Origin of the sequence: Paraniabella hibiscisoli (genome assembly GCF_022512515.1) — a bacterium.
GTDB classification, from domain to species: domain Bacteria; phylum Bacteroidota; class Bacteroidia; order Chitinophagales; family Chitinophagaceae; genus Niabella; species Niabella hibiscisoli.
The window spans coordinates 3,618,723-3,633,340 of sequence record NZ_JAKWBK010000001.1 but is presented as its reverse complement, the minus strand read 5'-3'; the positions used below and the strand labels follow the sequence as shown (position 1 = coordinate 3,633,340).

Sequence of the window (14,618 nt, the reverse complement as noted above, 5' to 3'; positions counted from 1 at the left end):
TTCGATCAAAAAATAACTTTTTATCCCGGAATGTTTTCCTGGATGGGTAAAATAGCCCGTGATATGGATTTCGAGCTGGTAATGATCACCAACCAGGATGGCCTTGGCTCAGATAAATTCCCAGAAAACACTTTCTGGCCTTACCAGGAGCTGGTAATGCGCAATTTAGAAAGTGAAGGCATTCTATTTGATGAGGTGTTGATCGACAAAACCTATCCGGAAGAAAATGCGCCTACACGTAAACCTGGCACCGGATTACTTACCAAATACATTAACAATCCTGAATACGATCTCGTTAATTCCTATGTAATTGGCGACAGGATAACGGATATACAACTCGCCAAAAACCTGGGCAGTAAAGGCATCTGGCTGAATCTGGATGAAGCCTTAGGAGCGGAAGAGGTTTCAGATACATTAAAAGAACTGGAAACTACCATTGTGCTGAAAACAAAAAGCTGGGAGGATATTTACGGCTTTCTTCAGCAAAAAGAGCGCATTGTTAAACATACCCGCAATACCAACGAAACTAAAATTGATATCGGGATCAATCTCGATGGAACGGGTATTTGCGAAATAGAAACCGGATTGGGCTTCTTTGATCACATGTTGCATCAATTAGGTCGCCACAGTGGTATTAACCTTAAGATCATTACTAAAGGCGACCTGCATATTGATGAACATCATACTATAGAAGATACTGCCATTGCGTTGGGAGAAGCTTTCCAGATGGCCCTGGGCAATAAAGCTGGTATTGAGCGGTACGGATTTTTACTCCCCATGGATGACTGCCTGGCACAGGTGGCAATCGATTTTGGCGGGCGCCCCTGGCTGGTTTGGGACGCCGAATTCAAAAGAGAAAGAATTGGCGAAATGCCGACAGAAATGTTCTATCACTTTTTTAAATCTTTCAGCGATGGTTCGAAGTGCAACCTGAATATTAAGGCTGAGGGAGAGAATGAACATCATAAGATCGAAGCTATTTTTAAAGGATTGGCGAAGGCGATTAAAATGGCGATCAAGCGCAGTCCTGGTAATGAGCAATTGCCTAGTACGAAGGGCATGCTATAGTGTAAGGTTAATTAGTTGACAAGTTGATTAGGTAACTGGTTGATTAAATCAACCAGCCAAATAGATTTATTGATTATGACAGAAAATACGAATAGTAGTATTTCAACCAATGCAGGCAACGGTGATAGAATTGTAATTGTAAAGTATAATGCAGGCAATATACAATCGGTTCTTTTTGCTTTAGAGCGAATTGGCGTTCAGGCCGTGGTTACTGATGATAAGGAATTGATATTATCTGCCGATAAAATTATCTTTCCCGGCGTGGGAGAAGCCAGTACAGCCATGAGTTACCTGAAGGAGCGTAAATTAGACCAGGTGATACGCTCGGCGAAACAACCCTTATTGGGTATTTGCCTGGGTATGCAGTTGCTATGTAATCACAGCGAAGAAAATGATACGGAATGCCTCGGCTTGTTCGATGTTGAAGTAAAGAAATTCACTAGTGAAACTTTAAAAATTCCTCAAATTGGCTGGAATAACATAGAGGTAAAAGACAGCCCGCTTTTTAAAGGAATTGCGAATAATAGCTACTGCTATTTTGTGCACAGCTATTATGCCGAGCTAAATGACAGCTCTATTGCTACGGCGAATTATGAAATTGATTTTAGTTGTGCATTAGCAAAGGAGAATTTTTATGGCGTACAATTTCACCCGGAGAAAAGTGCAGAGACAGGTGAACAGATCCTTAAAAACTTCCTAGCACTTTGATATGGATATAAGAACTGTACCCTTACCCGAAGTGTGGTCGCTAAGACACTCGGTAATGTATCCTGATTACTCTGCTGATGTAGTAAAATTAGAAGATGATGAGCAGGGTATGCACCTGGGTATTTATAAGGCTGGCGAGCTCGTTTCCGTGGTATCCGTCTTCCTGCAAGAACGGGAAATACAGTTTCGCAAAATTGCTACCCGTAAAGACTGGCAAGGAAAAGGGCTGGCCACTACCTTATTGAATTATATCAACCATTTAGCACAGCAAAAAAAAAGCACAAAGGCTTTGGTGTAATGCACGGGTAAGCGCTAAAAGCTTATACGAAAAAATGGGCATGCAGGCTACAGGCCAATCCTGGCAGGCATTGGGACAGGAATTTATAGTAATGGAAAAGAAACTGAATCAACAAACAATGGAAATTATACCCGCAATTGATATTATAGAAGGCAAATGTGTACGCCTGAGCAAGGGAGACTACGCGCAGAAAACAGTATACAATGAAAACCCGCTAGAAGTAGCTAAAAGCTTCGAAGATGCCGGTTTAACAAGACTACACCTGGTTGATCTGGATGGAGCCAAAGCTGGTGAGGTGAAGAACTGGAAAGTATTGGAACAGGTGGCAGGAAAAACAGGTTTGAAGATAGACTTTAGCGGCGGCATCAGCTCGAACGAAAGCCTGTCCATTACCTTTAACTCTGGAGCCGCTTATGCAGCAATTGGAAGTGTGGCTGTAAAAAATGAAGCGTTGCTGATCGGCTGGTTTAAGGTTCACGGGGTTGAAAAATTTATTCTGGGTGCGGATGTGCTGGATGAAAGAATACAGATAAAAGGCTGGACCGTAGCCACCGATATCAACATCATCGATTTCATTAAAAATTATGCTTCAAAAGGTGTGCAGCAATTCTTTTGCACCGATATCAGCAAAGACGGCTTACTGCAGGGCAGTTCTAATGACCTTTATAAAAGATATTGGAGAATGTGGAAGGTATCAGCCTGATCGCTAGTGGAGGCGTATCCTCTATAAAAGATCTTGCAACACTTAAAGATGTAGGATGTTCGGGAGCGATTGTGGGAAAAGCGATTTATGAAAACCGGATATCTTTGGACGATTTAAAGAACTTCAATTAATCACCAATGCTCGCAAAAAGAATTATACCCTGTTTAGATATTAAAGACGGAAGGACTGTTAAAGGTACCAACTTCGTGGAGCTCAGGGATGCCGGGGATCCTGTAGAATTGGCGATACGTTACAGCCAGGAAGGCGCTGACGAATTAGTGTTTCTTGACATAACAGCTACTGTAGATAAACGTAAAACCTTATCAGACCTGGTAAGGAAGATTGCCACCCATATCAATATCCCGTTCACCGTTGGCGGCGGCATTAACACGGTGGAAGATGTTTCTGTTTTACTTGAAAACGGAGCTGACAAAATCTCTGTTAACACTTCGGCAGTAAAGCGGCCGGAGCTGGTTGCTGAATTAGCCAAAAATTTCGGAAGTCAATGCATTGTGGTGGCAGTAGATATTAAACTTTTCGATGGCGTTTGGAAAGTGGTCACACATGGCGGCCGTACTCCTACTCCACTTCTTGCAACAGAATGGGTTAAACAATGCCGGGACCTGGGCGCCGGAGAAATTCTTTTAACCTCCATGGAAAATGATGGTACCAAAGCCGGCTTTGCGGTTGACATCACTGCAGAGATCAGCCAATCTGTTAATATTCCGGTTATCGCTTCCGGTGGTGCCGGCTCCATGGAACATTTTCACGAAGTATTTACCCGGGGATGCGCAGATGCAGCACTGGCTGCAAGTATTTTTCACTTTAAAGAAATTGAAATCCAGGATTTAAAAGAATATCTTCAAAAAGAAAATATTGTTGTGCGCTTATAACGCCGTATAGTTCATTGTAAATAGTAAATCATACACTTGCCTGTCGACAGACAGGTCTCAAATCATAAAATAACTATGTCTCCTGATTTTTCAAAATATAGCGACGGCCTGATGCCGGTTATCGTACAAGATGCACACACACTGGAAGTGCTGATGCTGGGCTTTATGAATGAAGAAGCTTTTGCAAAAACACAGGCTGAAGGAAAAGTAACTTTCTTTAGTCGCAGCAAACAGCGCTTATGGACCAAGGGAGAAACATCCAATAATTTCCTCCTGGTAAAAGAAGTGCTGGTTGACTGCGATAACGATACTATCCTAATCAAAGCAGCGCCACAGGGACCCACTTGTCACACGGGTGATATCAGCTGTTTTGGGCAAGCCAATGATCAATTTTCTTTACAACAGCTGGAAAAAGTGATCATCGACCGGAAAAACAATCCTTCCGAAAAGTCGTATACGGCCTCTTTATTTGCCAAGGGTATTAATAAGATCGCACAGAAAGTGGGCGAGGAAGCAGTTGAAATTGTTATTGAAAGTAAGGACGACAACAAAGATTTGTTTCTGGGAGAAGCCGCCGACCTGATGTTTCATTACCTGGTATTATTGCAAGCCAAAGGTTTTTCACTGGCAGATGTATTGCAGGTGCTGGAAAGCAGGCATAAAAAATAGAAATAAAAGAACGACACAAAAATCCGGGCTAATGGTCCGGATTTTTGTTTTACACCAGGTTATCAATTTACATGGATGTTGACATTTGAACATTAAAATAAATTATTATATATTTGTATTAACTTTCACCCTGAAAAGGATTGCTTATGCTTTGTATGAAACCATAACCATAAAAAAGGCTGCTGTTGTCTACAGGATATTTTGAATCGATTAGCTTATAAATTTTAAAACAATGATCAAACAGGCATTACTCGGCGAATTCTTATATGAAGCCGAAAATACAAGAAAGCTATTAAATGCTGTTCCGGATACTGCTCTTGAGTATCGCCCACAGCCACATTTATGGTCTGTAGCACAACTGGCTTCGCATATTGCCGAAGTATATAATTGGTATGAATCTACTTTCTTGCAGGATAATTTTGACATGGCAACCTACAAGTATGACAAAGGCGATATCAGCAAAGCATCCAACATTCTGCAAAAATTTGAGGAAAACCTGGCAAAAGCAAAAACGGCTATTGAGCAGTCAGATGAGTCGCAGTACATGAATACCTGGACGATGCATGCCGGCGGCGCGCCACTGATGCCGCCTATGCCCAAAGTACAGGTTATTCGAGGTTTTCTTTTTAATCATTTGTATCACCATCGTGGAGAAATGATTGCGCACCTTAGAGCTTCGGGTAATACAGTACCTGGTTTGTATGGTCCTACCTACGAACAATCAAAAAATCTTAACGACGTGCACCTTACTAAACCATTAATTCGTTCATTTTAAAATAAGAATACAATGGCAACGGTAAATGTTTACTTAACTTTTAATGGCAATTGCAAAGAAGCTTTCGATTTTTATAAATCTGTATTTGGCGGCGACTATCCGTATGTAGGTACTTTTGGAGAAATGCCCCCGCAGGAAGGAATGACAATGCCTGATGAAGACAAAAACAAGATCATGCACATCAGTTTGCCTATCAGTAAAGAAACCATGCTTTTAGGCAGCGATACCGGTGGTGAGTGGTCGGCTGGTTTTCAAAAAGGCAATAACTTTTCAATTTCTATTAATGCTGATAGCAGAGAGGAAGCAGAAAAATTATTTAATGGTCTTTCGGCAGGTGGACAGGTAACCATGCCAATGAACGATACCTTTTGGGGCGCGTACTTTGGTATGTTTTCCGATAAATTTGGTATCAGCTGGATGGTGAACTATGACGATCCCGCAAAAGCTCAACAATAATATTTGCCTACTTATATCTTACAAAAAAAACTCCGGTTTGTGTTGAACGAACCGGAGTTTTTAAATATAGCCATTGAATTTTCTATACCCTGTTGGCCGTAGGTTTTAAATCTGTCAAACCTGCAATTTTAATAGGCTGCCCGGTTTGAATACTCTTTCTTGCCGCAACACCAATTAATACGGACATCACCCCATCCCTTACCCCTGCCGAATGTTTTAAAGGATCGGCTGCATTAGGATTTACAAAGATTTTATCGTGCAGTCTCTTGTCACCACCTCCATGACCGCCTCTTTCGCTGGTAACATTAATTGTTTTAAAGTTCTCCCAATTCTTAAAGAGAATCACAGGCTCCACAGCTATATCTTCTTTTAAATTCTGGTTCATTTCTGCTGCATGCAATTCCGCCTGGCTCAGGTTTTCATTTTTGAAAAACGGTATATCTGTCCATGCTTCAATGCGCCCCTTCTGACCGTTAAAGGCCAACCGCCATCCCTCGAATGGAGAATAGGTAGTAAGGGAATAATTAACAATCGCTTTATTGGCATATTTAATTTGCGCCGACATCTTATCATAAATATCTATCTCGTTGCGAAACAGGCAGGCGTCCCGCAAGTAACCATCATGTTTCTCATTGTCAACATACAGGCGCATATCATGATTACTTTTGGTAATATCCCAATAGTACTTACAATCCTTTTTGTGATCGCAGCTACGGCAATTTTTAGCCCGGTAAGGGCCATTCTTTCCATAATGTTCCAGGGCGCCATAAGCAAACACTTCCTCAGGGTCTGAATCCAGCCACCAATTCAACAGATCAAAGTGGTGTGTTGCTTTATGTACCCATAATGATCCTCCGCCATTCATCAGTCCATGCCATCTCCTGAAATAAGAAGCGCCATGGTGGGTATTCAGGTACCAGTTGAAATCTACTGACGTTACTTCGCCAATGGCTCCTTCTGCCAATAGCTCTTTTATTTTCGTAACATAAGGACCCCAGCGATAATTAAATCCAACAATCAGCTTTCTATTAGATGCTCTTTCTGCTGCAAGTATCTGCTGACATTTATCTTCATCAATGGTCAATGGTTTTTCCGTCAGTACATCGCAGCCATATTTTAATCCTTTGATGATGTACTCATGGTGAACGGCGTCTTTTGTTGTAACAATAATCAAATCGGGCTTCTGCTCTTTAATCATTTTATCAAAGTCGGTGAATGTGGGACAGGATGTGCCCATAAACTTTTTTGCATACTCCACCCTTCCCGGGTTGATATCGCAGAGACCTACAAACTCCAGTTTATCGGGGTATTGCTCAATCAATCGCTTACCCCAGAATGAGATACCTCTTACACCGGTTCCCACCAGTACCAGTTTTAGTTTTTAGTTGTACTGAACCCATACAGCGGACTGGTTAGTGCGGTGCCAGCAGCCAGCATACTTAAAGAATACAGGAATGACCTACGGGATTGATTTTCCATTTTTAGACAGCTTTACGTTAGAAATAATATAGTTTTCGATCATAGCATCTATTCCGATTCGAGAGTTACCCGCTTATTAATGGCAATAAAATAAGCAGGTGGAATGGCTATGTTGCTTCAATATATCACATAAAAATTGCCTGCTAACGAAACCAGCCGAGAAAATGTACGCAAACGTTCCCGAAACCGGGCTGGTAATTTAATTGGTTGCTTTGTTCAGGGTTGCGTACCTAGGGCACGCAGCAGCTCTTATTGAACCTACCACTATCAATATCTTGTCCTTAAAGGACAAAAAGCGTTATCAAACTATTACTACAGCAACGTTTATTACTCTATCGAAAAAGCCTCCTGTTATTTAGCAGGAGGCTTTAAGAGCTATTGAATTCAATAATATTAAATACCGATCTTCTGTTTAATATTTGCCGGTAATGCTTTTTTATTTACCATTAGTCCTGTTGTTTTATATTGTACATAGGCTTTGGTCACGTATAAAAATCCTTTGAAATCATTGCTTTCACCCCATGAGTTTTTAACCAGGTAATAGTCCTTACCGTTCTGATCTTTGGCCATGCCAACTATATGCATACCGTGATCATCGGTAGTTCTCAGGTTCTCCAACCCTTTCTGCCTTAACGCAGCAGTAATTTCGGGCTCAGGCTTGGGGCCATTAAACAGCTCTTTCTTTTGCTCGTCGGTCAATCCACCCTTATAGTTCTCCGGATCTTGAGGAACAAAAGCTACACCATTAGGCCAGCTGAAAAATGGCTCGGATACATCTGTTCCCCAGGCAACGGTATAGCCCTGTTTTAATGCATGATCAATGATATTCGTGAACTCCTGTGCGGGAATATTCCAGTCCCACTGAAAAGCCCAGTTGTCAGGCACCATCATCATGGCTTTCTGCCAATAGGGTGTATTATTCTGAGAAATGAATTCTATATAGTCATCCGGGTTCAGGCCCACTACTTCCTTTGCAAAGCTTACAGGAGTATATTTTTTTCCCTTGTACTCAAATTGCTGAGGTACTGCTCCCAGGTACTTATCAAGCGAATCCTTAAAACGTTCCTTCCAGGTAAGATCAACAGTTCCTGTAAGATTTTTTACGACAGAATCCAGCATAGCTTTCAAACCGGTTTGCATCGCATTAAAATTATTTTTGGTGGTGCCATTTACCAGGCCGGTATAATTATCATAGGGAACAATACCGTATTTGGCATACATATTCACCACGTCGTGTGGCTCACCTCCATCGCCCCAGCTTACGGCGCCGTTCATTCTTACAAAATTGTCGGCCTTATCAATATAAGAGCATCGCGCGGTGTATATCTTGGCGAGTGGAACCGGTGTTCTGCCGGCTTTGATCATCTCCGACTCCAGGAAAGAATTGGTTGAATAACTCCAGCAGGTTCCGGATGACCCCTGGTTCTCGATCGGCGTTGTTGCCAGGTCGATAGTTCTTTTAAAAGTATAACCTGCCTTACCCTGGGTCTTATTATCGCTTATTTTTTTAATAAGGTCGTCCTGCGCATGTAATAAACTTCCCATAGCAAAGGACAGTGAAACAGTAAATAGAAACTTTTTTGTCATAATGTATTCTTAATGTAAAACGAAAAACAACATATACAGGAGGATGAAAGTACCAAAAACCATCATTTTTACAATGAAATTGTGATGAGCGGTATACATAAAAAAGAGGCGGGTCTCCCCGCCTCTGCTATTACTTTATCATTTTTTTATTTGTACATTTCTTCTCTCAATGTCTTTACCCTGTCATCTGCCAGGTATTCATCAAAGGTCATTAATCTATCAATAATGCCTTTAGGTGTTAACTCAATGATCCGGTTGGCAACTGTTTGCATAAATGTATGGTCATGGCTGGTTAATAATACCACACCGCTGTAAGCCGTACATTGTTCGTTGAAACTTTGAATACTCTCCAGGTCGAGGTGGTTGGTGGGCTGATCTAATACAATAACGTTAGGATTTTGCAGCATCATTTTGCTGAGCATACACCTTACTTTCTCTCCTCCGCTCAACACATTTGTTTTCTTCATCACATCCTCACCGCTGAAAAGCATTTTACCTAAAAAGCTACGGAGGAAAGGCTCATCCACATCGGTTACATGAGGCGGCACGTACTGGCGCAACCAATCCATAAGACTTAAACCTTCTGTAAAGAATTTACTGTTTTCAATAGGAAGATACGCTGAAGTTACTGTAGTACCCCACTCGTAAGAGCCTGAGCCAGCTTTTTCTTCACCATTAATGATCTGGAAAAACTGTGTTACGGCCAAAGGATCTTTAGAAATAAATGCAATCTTGTCGCCTTTATTTACACTAAAAGTCACGTCATTAAATAACACACGATCTTCGGTAGAAACTTTCAGCTTTTCCACATTCAATATCTGGTTACCCACTTCCCTTAATGGCTGGAAAATAATACCGGGATATTTCCTGTAACTAGGCTCAATCTCTTCAAAATTCAATTTCTCCAAAGCTTTTTTACGGCTGGTGGCCTGCTTGCTTTTGGAAGCGTTCGCACTGAATCGGGCAATAAAGTCCAATAAATCTTTACGCTTTTCTTCCATTTTCTTATTCTTGTCCGTAATCTGGCGCGCCATCAATTGCGAGCTTTCATACCAGAAAGAATAGTTACCTGTAAACACTTTTACTTTCTGCCTGTCTACATCAGCTACGTGCGTACAAACCGCATCCAGGAAGTGACGGTCATGACTCACTACCAATACAATGTTTTCATAATCAGCCAGGAAATTCTCCAGCCAGCCGATCGTTTCAATATCCAGACCGTTGGTAGGCTCATCCAATAACAGGATGTCGGGGTTACCGAATAAGGATTGTGCTAACAACACCTAACTTTCATGTTAGAAGGAATATCCTTCATCAGCATCTGGTGCATATCATCGGTTACACCCAGGCCATTTAAAAATGAAGCTGCATCGCTTTCGCTTTCATATCCGCCCATTTCGCCATACTCAGCCTCCAGTTCCGAAGCTTTCATATATAGTCATCTTCAGTTGCATCAGGGTTGGCATAAATAGCATCTCTTTTTTGCACGGTATCCCACATTTTTTTATGCCCCATCAATACCGTATTCAAAACTGTTTGCTCGTCAAATTCGAACTGATTTTGTTTTAATACCGCCATACGCTCCCCCGGCGTAATGCTTATGGTACCCTTATTAGGTTCTATTTCTCCGCTTAATATTTTTAAAAAGTAGATTTTCCGGCCCCGTTAGCTCCAATCACACCGTAACAATTCCCTTTGGTAAAGTTCAGGTTTACATCTTCAAACAACACGCGCTTACCGTAAGCGAGTTTCAGATCTTTTACACTTATCATTACTAGACAATTTTTAAGGCTGCAAAGGTAGCCTAAAGTTGGAAGGATTAAAAGTTTTATCCTGCTAAAACTTAGCGGTTGAAAGAATGGTCTTGCTCTGTTAGCGAAATAGCTTTTATCTGAAAAATTTTAAATAAATTAATTATTTAAACCCTACTTATTCAACTAGTTACCATTTATTTAAGAAGATAAATTTCAAAAACCTCATTTTACCTCATTTCTTACAGGTATATTGCATGCTGCAATAACATACTTATGAAACTGATCTTACCCCTACTTTTTTCGTTTTTGGCACTATCAGCCGCTTCTCAATCCATAGATCTTGCTACAGAAAAATCAATTATCAGGGAAACGCTTTGCCAGTACCTGAATACCAATCCTAATTCGGCAGCCAGTTATTTAAGAACCAACAAAGGGTACCAAATGATGAGGGATTACCATAATATGGCCCTTGCTTTTGAACCAGATTCTGCTAAACGGAAGGATATTTATAAAGACATAGCCGACTTTGATCATTATGTTGATTCTGTGACGCTGCAACTTCAAACTCAAAAAGTAATGGTTCAGCTAACTGATACCATATACGCTTATCAATATGTTGCCGGAAGCAAGGATCTGAAGACAGAAGCCGGGTGGCAAAACAATTACCCGAACCTGGTGGATGATTTTCAAAAAAATGCCCTGCATCGTTTTGATACGGTCATTGGTGAAGCATATATCGAACTGGTCAAACAACAGATCCATTATAAGGAGAAGAGTATCCCAATTGAACTGTCGTCTTTTAACATAGATCATTACCAATACCAGAAAAAAGCAACAGACTGCGATAAAAATGAGTTTTGCCTGCAGGCAGATAAAGTATATCGTGCGGTTTTTAATGCAGATGGTACGAAGGGCTGTTACCTGTTCTCCTTTTTATGTGGTGATGATAAGATTTGCAGGAGCTTTATCTTTATCAAGAAAGAAAATGGCAAGTGGGTGTATGTTGATGACTATCCTACGTGGATCATTGACGAAGCCTGAAAACACCGGTTTAGTGCAACGCAAATACCATGAAAATTTATAAAAAAGCAAGCAGGCTTTATGTTGAAATTGAAAATACTAGCGTCGGCACTAATGTTATTATTGGTCATTATACTGGTGTTTTGGGTTATGGCCATCATTAAAAAAAAGCAAAGGACTATTTCTGGTTTCCCTGCTTGCTTTTTTCACGTTGGTTGGAACAGGCATTTACACCCTTCATTATACTGTAGACAAGGGTAAAGAGGTAACTACCAAGCTCGCTAAAAACATTATTGATCCGTTCTTTCCCTCTTTTGACAGTGACCGGGCAGATACAGACGCCAACCTTAAAAACTTCCGGCACTTTCTGCAGGTAGCTATTACGCCAGATGTGGAAAATATTTATTGCTTTGATGACGCCATCGGGCAGGATGCCGATTACATGTTTTCCTTTAACTGTGACAGTACAACAGCAGGGACCATCATCAAAAAACTAGATTTAAGCAAAGACAGTTTAACCGGAGATAATCCTGAAGGTATGCAGCACGACTTCCCCTGGTGGGATAAAAAAGAATTCGGGAACTAACCGGCTACCCTGGCACAGCAACACGCAAAAAAGAATCTCCACAAGCGGCTCTGGTACGATACTATTTACCGTAAAGCTTATTACTTTCAATATAGCTTATAGTCACCACTTTAAACAATCAGGTGAATTGAAAGGTAAAATACTTTTTACTACAATGGCGGCAGGTAAACCGGGCTATTTCTCTTAAGCTTTCCGGGCTTCCATGAACCCTGAAGTCGTACATCGAAGCTCTCCCTTTTACTCCTTCTTCCCAGTAGATATCCTGATCGCCGACCAGGTACAGTTCATCATCATTAGCGGGATAGCCCGTAAATTCAGTGATGTCTTTGCAACATAACGGCCGGTCTACACGTTGCAAAAACATAGGAATATCTGGTGTTTTCCTGCTCTTGCTTATTAAAGCTTCGATAAGCGTCCATTTCATATCCTCCGTTAACTGATCTAACGAGTTTACGTATTTTTTATGGCTCGTATATAATCCTGTTCTCCAGTATGTCTTAATGGCTTTAAGCCGATACAGGTTGCGCAGGCTGCATAAATATCATCATCAGTTGTTCCATCCGGAAGCGTCAATACCCCCTGATAACTATATAAATCTACATCTGTGTCTTCACAAATGTGACACTCATCATAGTACTCGTCCAGCTTTTCTAAAGCCTGATCTGCAATCAGCTCAAATATTTTCCCCATAACCGTTTTATGTGTTGATATTCTCAAATGTAAAGAAATGTATGGCAACACAGCTTAATGAGCAGCTCTCAAAACGGCTGGTGTATTTAGCCCCTGGACAAACCCGGTTTTTGGTATTTCATAATCCAAGAAGGAAAAACCGGTTTATATCGCTTGGCTGGATGGTTGGGGTAGCAACGGCCTCAAAAGTCTCATGGTTTGCAACGGCTGACATCGCCAAACTCTCTTCCCTGGTGTTGAATAATATCCATTTCCGGTGGGTTGAGCTCGGGCATACAATAATGTTTCCTGTTGCATACCAGATACAAAAAAACGAAACCCGGCTCTTCGAGAGTGGCTGCATTTACAATTCGCAACTGAGGTTTTATGATTCGCAAAATAATCCCCCCAATATCGAGGTCATCTGCAGGCTATAATGAGATGATCTACTTTAGTGGTTACTGAAATAAGATTTCATCTAACTGAACGGTGTAAACTTCTTTCCCGTTATACTCATCATATGTGATTTCTATAGTTTTAGGGGAAGTAAACTTTATTTTCTTATCACAACCGGTAACACAACTCTCAATATATATAGGAAAGTAAAGCTGCTTCTGTTTGTCAAAACCCAGGATATTTCCTCTGAAAAAGAAAGGATCCTAAACCGTTCATTTTCTATAGAATCAGTAACACTGGCGTGTGCTGCGGTAAGCTTAAAAATATTATCCTTATAATATGTACTGTAAATGGGTTCAGCAATACCCGAATGTCCGTTTGCCAAATGATTACCTGCTTTATTATCTGCATTCCACTTTTGCTCGTAGTTGATAAAATGCCTGGCGTCCTTTTCAGCCTTTGTTGCAGGCAGGTACACCCATTTACTTTTATTGGCATATTGCTGCAGCATTGTCTTTATCAAAGGATACTTCTCTAATAACGGAGCGGGTTTAAAAGCGCCATCGATACATTCGTAGCACCTAATGGAAGATTCACCTTCGTAAACGAGCGTATAATGCTCGAGTGTGTTTACATCAACCAAAATAAAATTGACCGTTTTTTCAGTAATAGCCTGTCCCTTAAAGGTTTCTTTAGCGGTCATTAGCAGGTAGTGGTTATTCCCGTTAAGTTTTTGTTCCATACTCGCAGAATCGATACGGGTATATACAAATTCATTATCGAGCAGCGTATCTGTTTTGATTATCTTTTTATCCAGGTATTTGGTTACAATAACCTGGTTTGCATCTCCGACAAGAAAAAAGGGATCACGCTCCGACTGTTCGGAAGCAGAGACCCTTATCACTTCACCACCTATGGTATTGAAACTATAAAGGGCTGGAGGATACTCTTCCTCCCCATTGGCATCTCCGGCATTGCCTTCAAAAGGAACGTCGGCTAAAACAGTGTCTTCTACAGTCCCTCTATGCTCCTTCTGCTGATCGGCACAACCAGCCATCAGCATTAATAGCACAAAATATACTAAAACCTTGCCCACACGATTAGAAAAAAACGAACCTGTTTCATTTACCGGATTGCTTCATTGAATTCTACAAGATTAAAATTGGGGTCATTTTTTATAAACTCATAAAACATCGCTGCATGACCAACGCCTACAATTATAACGATATTTCTGTCTTTTTCTGATATCTGGTTTTATACATTGGCATACATGATCAAATTATCAGGATGATACTTTTTCGAAATCGCAGTTGTCTGCTCTTCAAGTTCTCTTTGCCTGGAAGGAGCTATTAGATCTATATCTGCTAGTTTACTTCTGTCGAACCCCGAACTATTAAAATGATTGGAACCTATTAATATCACATTTGTTTTTTGCTGCGAAAAGCAATTGTGAACAGATGTCAACAAAAATAAAAACGCAATCCCTGTTATGCTAATCATTGTCATTATTTGCCATGTCAATCTACAGTGCCTATCAGAATGCATCAATATTCAGCA

Annotated in this window: 20 protein-coding genes and 1 pseudogene; 10 read left to right on the top strand and 11 right to left on the bottom strand. The window is 40.8% G+C overall.

Annotation, left to right across the window (positions count from 1 at the left end; all coding sequences use genetic code 11):
- The first annotated feature begins 30 nt into the window (after nt 1–30).
- The 8 genes and pseudogenes from hisB (at nt 31) to MKP07_RS22560 (ending at nt 5,570) form a co-directional block, all read left to right on the top strand.
- A complete protein-coding gene (gene hisB, locus MKP07_RS22600) occupies nt 31–1,068 on the top strand; it encodes a bifunctional histidinol-phosphatase/imidazoleglycerol-phosphate dehydratase HisB (RefSeq protein WP_240849318.1) in 1,038 nt (345 codons plus the stop codon).
- A gap of 75 nt (nt 1,069–1,143) precedes the next feature.
- The gene (gene hisH / locus MKP07_RS22595; protein WP_240849317.1) at nt 1,144–1,776 is read left to right on the top strand and encodes an imidazole glycerol phosphate synthase subunit HisH; all 633 of its coding nucleotides are present in this window, start codon (nt 1,144–1,146) and stop codon (nt 1,774–1,776) included.
- A 1-nt stretch (nt 1,777) separates the two neighbouring features.
- Nucleotides 1,778–2,074, top strand: coding sequence for a GNAT family N-acetyltransferase (locus tag MKP07_RS22590; protein WP_240849316.1), 297 nt, complete (start codon nt 1,778–1,780; stop codon nt 2,072–2,074).
- 34 nt (nt 2,075–2,108) lie between these two features.
- A pseudogene (locus MKP07_RS22585) lies at nt 2,109–2,908 on the top strand (1-(5-phosphoribosyl)-5-[(5-phosphoribosylamino)methylideneamino]imidazole-4-carboxamide isomerase).
- A gap of 6 nt (nt 2,909–2,914) precedes the next feature.
- Nucleotides 2,915–3,670 carry an imidazole glycerol phosphate synthase subunit HisF gene (hisF, locus tag MKP07_RS22575; protein ID WP_240849312.1) on the top strand — a complete coding sequence of 252 codons (756 nt, stop codon included), beginning with the start codon at nt 2,915–2,917 and terminating at the stop codon, nt 3,668–3,670.
- 36 nt (nt 3,671–3,706) lie between these two features.
- The gene (hisIE, locus tag MKP07_RS22570) at nt 3,707–4,339 is read left to right on the top strand and encodes a bifunctional phosphoribosyl-AMP cyclohydrolase/phosphoribosyl-ATP diphosphatase HisIE (protein WP_262919425.1); all 633 of its coding nucleotides are present in this window, start codon (nt 3,707–3,709) and stop codon (nt 4,337–4,339) included.
- A gap of 232 nt (nt 4,340–4,571) precedes the next feature.
- Nucleotides 4,572–5,114, top strand: coding sequence for a DinB family protein (locus tag MKP07_RS22565; RefSeq protein WP_240849309.1), 543 nt, complete (start codon nt 4,572–4,574; stop codon nt 5,112–5,114).
- Nucleotides 5,115–5,126: 12 nt separating this feature from the next.
- Entirely contained in the window at nt 5,127–5,570 is a 444-nt protein-coding gene (locus MKP07_RS22560) for a VOC family protein (RefSeq protein ID WP_240849307.1), read from the top strand.
- An 82-nt stretch (nt 5,571–5,652) separates the two neighbouring features.
- Here MKP07_RS22560 and MKP07_RS22555 read toward each other — a convergent pair whose 3' ends face one another.
- From MKP07_RS22555 to MKP07_RS43855, 6 genes are all read right to left on the bottom strand, one after another.
- Complete coding sequence (locus MKP07_RS22555; protein ID WP_240849305.1) at nt 5,653–6,933, bottom strand: Gfo/Idh/MocA family protein; 1,281 nt, start codon at nt 6,931–6,933, stop codon at nt 5,653–5,655.
- A gap of 509 nt (nt 6,934–7,442) precedes the next feature.
- Nucleotides 7,443–8,636 carry a C1 family peptidase gene (locus MKP07_RS22550; RefSeq protein WP_240849303.1) on the bottom strand — a complete coding sequence of 398 codons (1,194 nt, stop codon included), beginning with the start codon at nt 8,634–8,636 and terminating at the stop codon, nt 7,443–7,445.
- A gap of 146 nt (nt 8,637–8,782) precedes the next feature.
- Complete coding sequence (locus tag MKP07_RS22545) at nt 8,783–9,916, bottom strand: ABC-F family ATP-binding cassette domain-containing protein (protein WP_240849301.1); 1,134 nt, start codon at nt 9,914–9,916, stop codon at nt 8,783–8,785.
- Nucleotides 9,910–10,068, bottom strand: coding sequence for a hypothetical protein (locus tag MKP07_RS43865; protein WP_240849300.1), 159 nt, complete (start codon nt 10,066–10,068; stop codon nt 9,910–9,912). The genes MKP07_RS22545 and MKP07_RS43865 overlap by 7 nt, the downstream gene beginning before the upstream one ends.
- A complete protein-coding gene (locus MKP07_RS43860) occupies nt 10,065–10,214 on the bottom strand; it encodes a hypothetical protein (protein WP_240849298.1) in 150 nt (49 codons plus the stop codon). Before MKP07_RS43860 ends, MKP07_RS43865 begins: the two co-directional genes overlap by 4 nt.
- Nucleotides 10,215–10,276: 62 nt before the next feature.
- Nucleotides 10,277–10,408 (bottom strand): ATP-binding cassette domain-containing protein, encoded by a 132-nt coding sequence (locus MKP07_RS43855; RefSeq protein WP_240849296.1) that lies wholly within the window; start codon nt 10,406–10,408, stop codon nt 10,277–10,279.
- A gap of 255 nt (nt 10,409–10,663) precedes the next feature.
- Here MKP07_RS43855 and MKP07_RS22525 point away from each other — a divergent pair, with 255 nt between their 5' ends.
- Nucleotides 10,664–11,431, top strand: a complete 768-nt coding sequence (locus MKP07_RS22525) for a hypothetical protein (RefSeq protein WP_240849294.1) — start codon at nt 10,664–10,666, stop codon at nt 11,429–11,431.
- A 190-nt stretch (nt 11,432–11,621) separates the two neighbouring features.
- Nucleotides 11,622–11,996, top strand: coding sequence for a hypothetical protein (locus MKP07_RS22520; RefSeq protein ID WP_240849291.1), 375 nt, complete (start codon nt 11,622–11,624; stop codon nt 11,994–11,996).
- A gap of 118 nt (nt 11,997–12,114) precedes the next feature.
- On the opposite strand, the gene MKP07_RS22515 is transcribed toward MKP07_RS22520, so the two are convergent.
- The 5 genes from MKP07_RS22515 to MKP07_RS22500 all read right to left on the bottom strand — a co-directional run bounded on the left by MKP07_RS22515 (nt 12,115) and on the right by MKP07_RS22500 (nt 14,483).
- Complete coding sequence (locus MKP07_RS22515) at nt 12,115–12,420, bottom strand: hypothetical protein (RefSeq protein WP_240849289.1); 306 nt, start codon at nt 12,418–12,420, stop codon at nt 12,115–12,117.
- Between the two features lie 26 nt (nt 12,421–12,446).
- Nucleotides 12,447–12,686, bottom strand: coding sequence for a hypothetical protein (locus tag MKP07_RS22510; RefSeq protein WP_240849287.1), 240 nt, complete (start codon nt 12,684–12,686; stop codon nt 12,447–12,449).
- Nucleotides 12,687–13,218: 532 nt separating this feature from the next.
- Nucleotides 13,219–14,157 (bottom strand): hypothetical protein, encoded by a 939-nt coding sequence (locus MKP07_RS22505; protein ID WP_240849285.1) that lies wholly within the window; start codon nt 14,155–14,157, stop codon nt 13,219–13,221.
- Between the two features lie 29 nt (nt 14,158–14,186).
- Nucleotides 14,187–14,309, bottom strand: coding sequence for a DUF5694 domain-containing protein (locus MKP07_RS42860; RefSeq protein ID WP_394803688.1), 123 nt, complete (start codon nt 14,307–14,309; stop codon nt 14,187–14,189).
- Between the two features lie 6 nt (nt 14,310–14,315).
- Nucleotides 14,316–14,483: a hypothetical protein gene (locus MKP07_RS22500; RefSeq protein WP_240849283.1), complete on the bottom strand. Its 168-nt coding sequence runs from the start codon at nt 14,481–14,483 to the stop codon at nt 14,316–14,318.
- Nucleotides 14,484–14,618 lie beyond the last annotated feature (135 nt).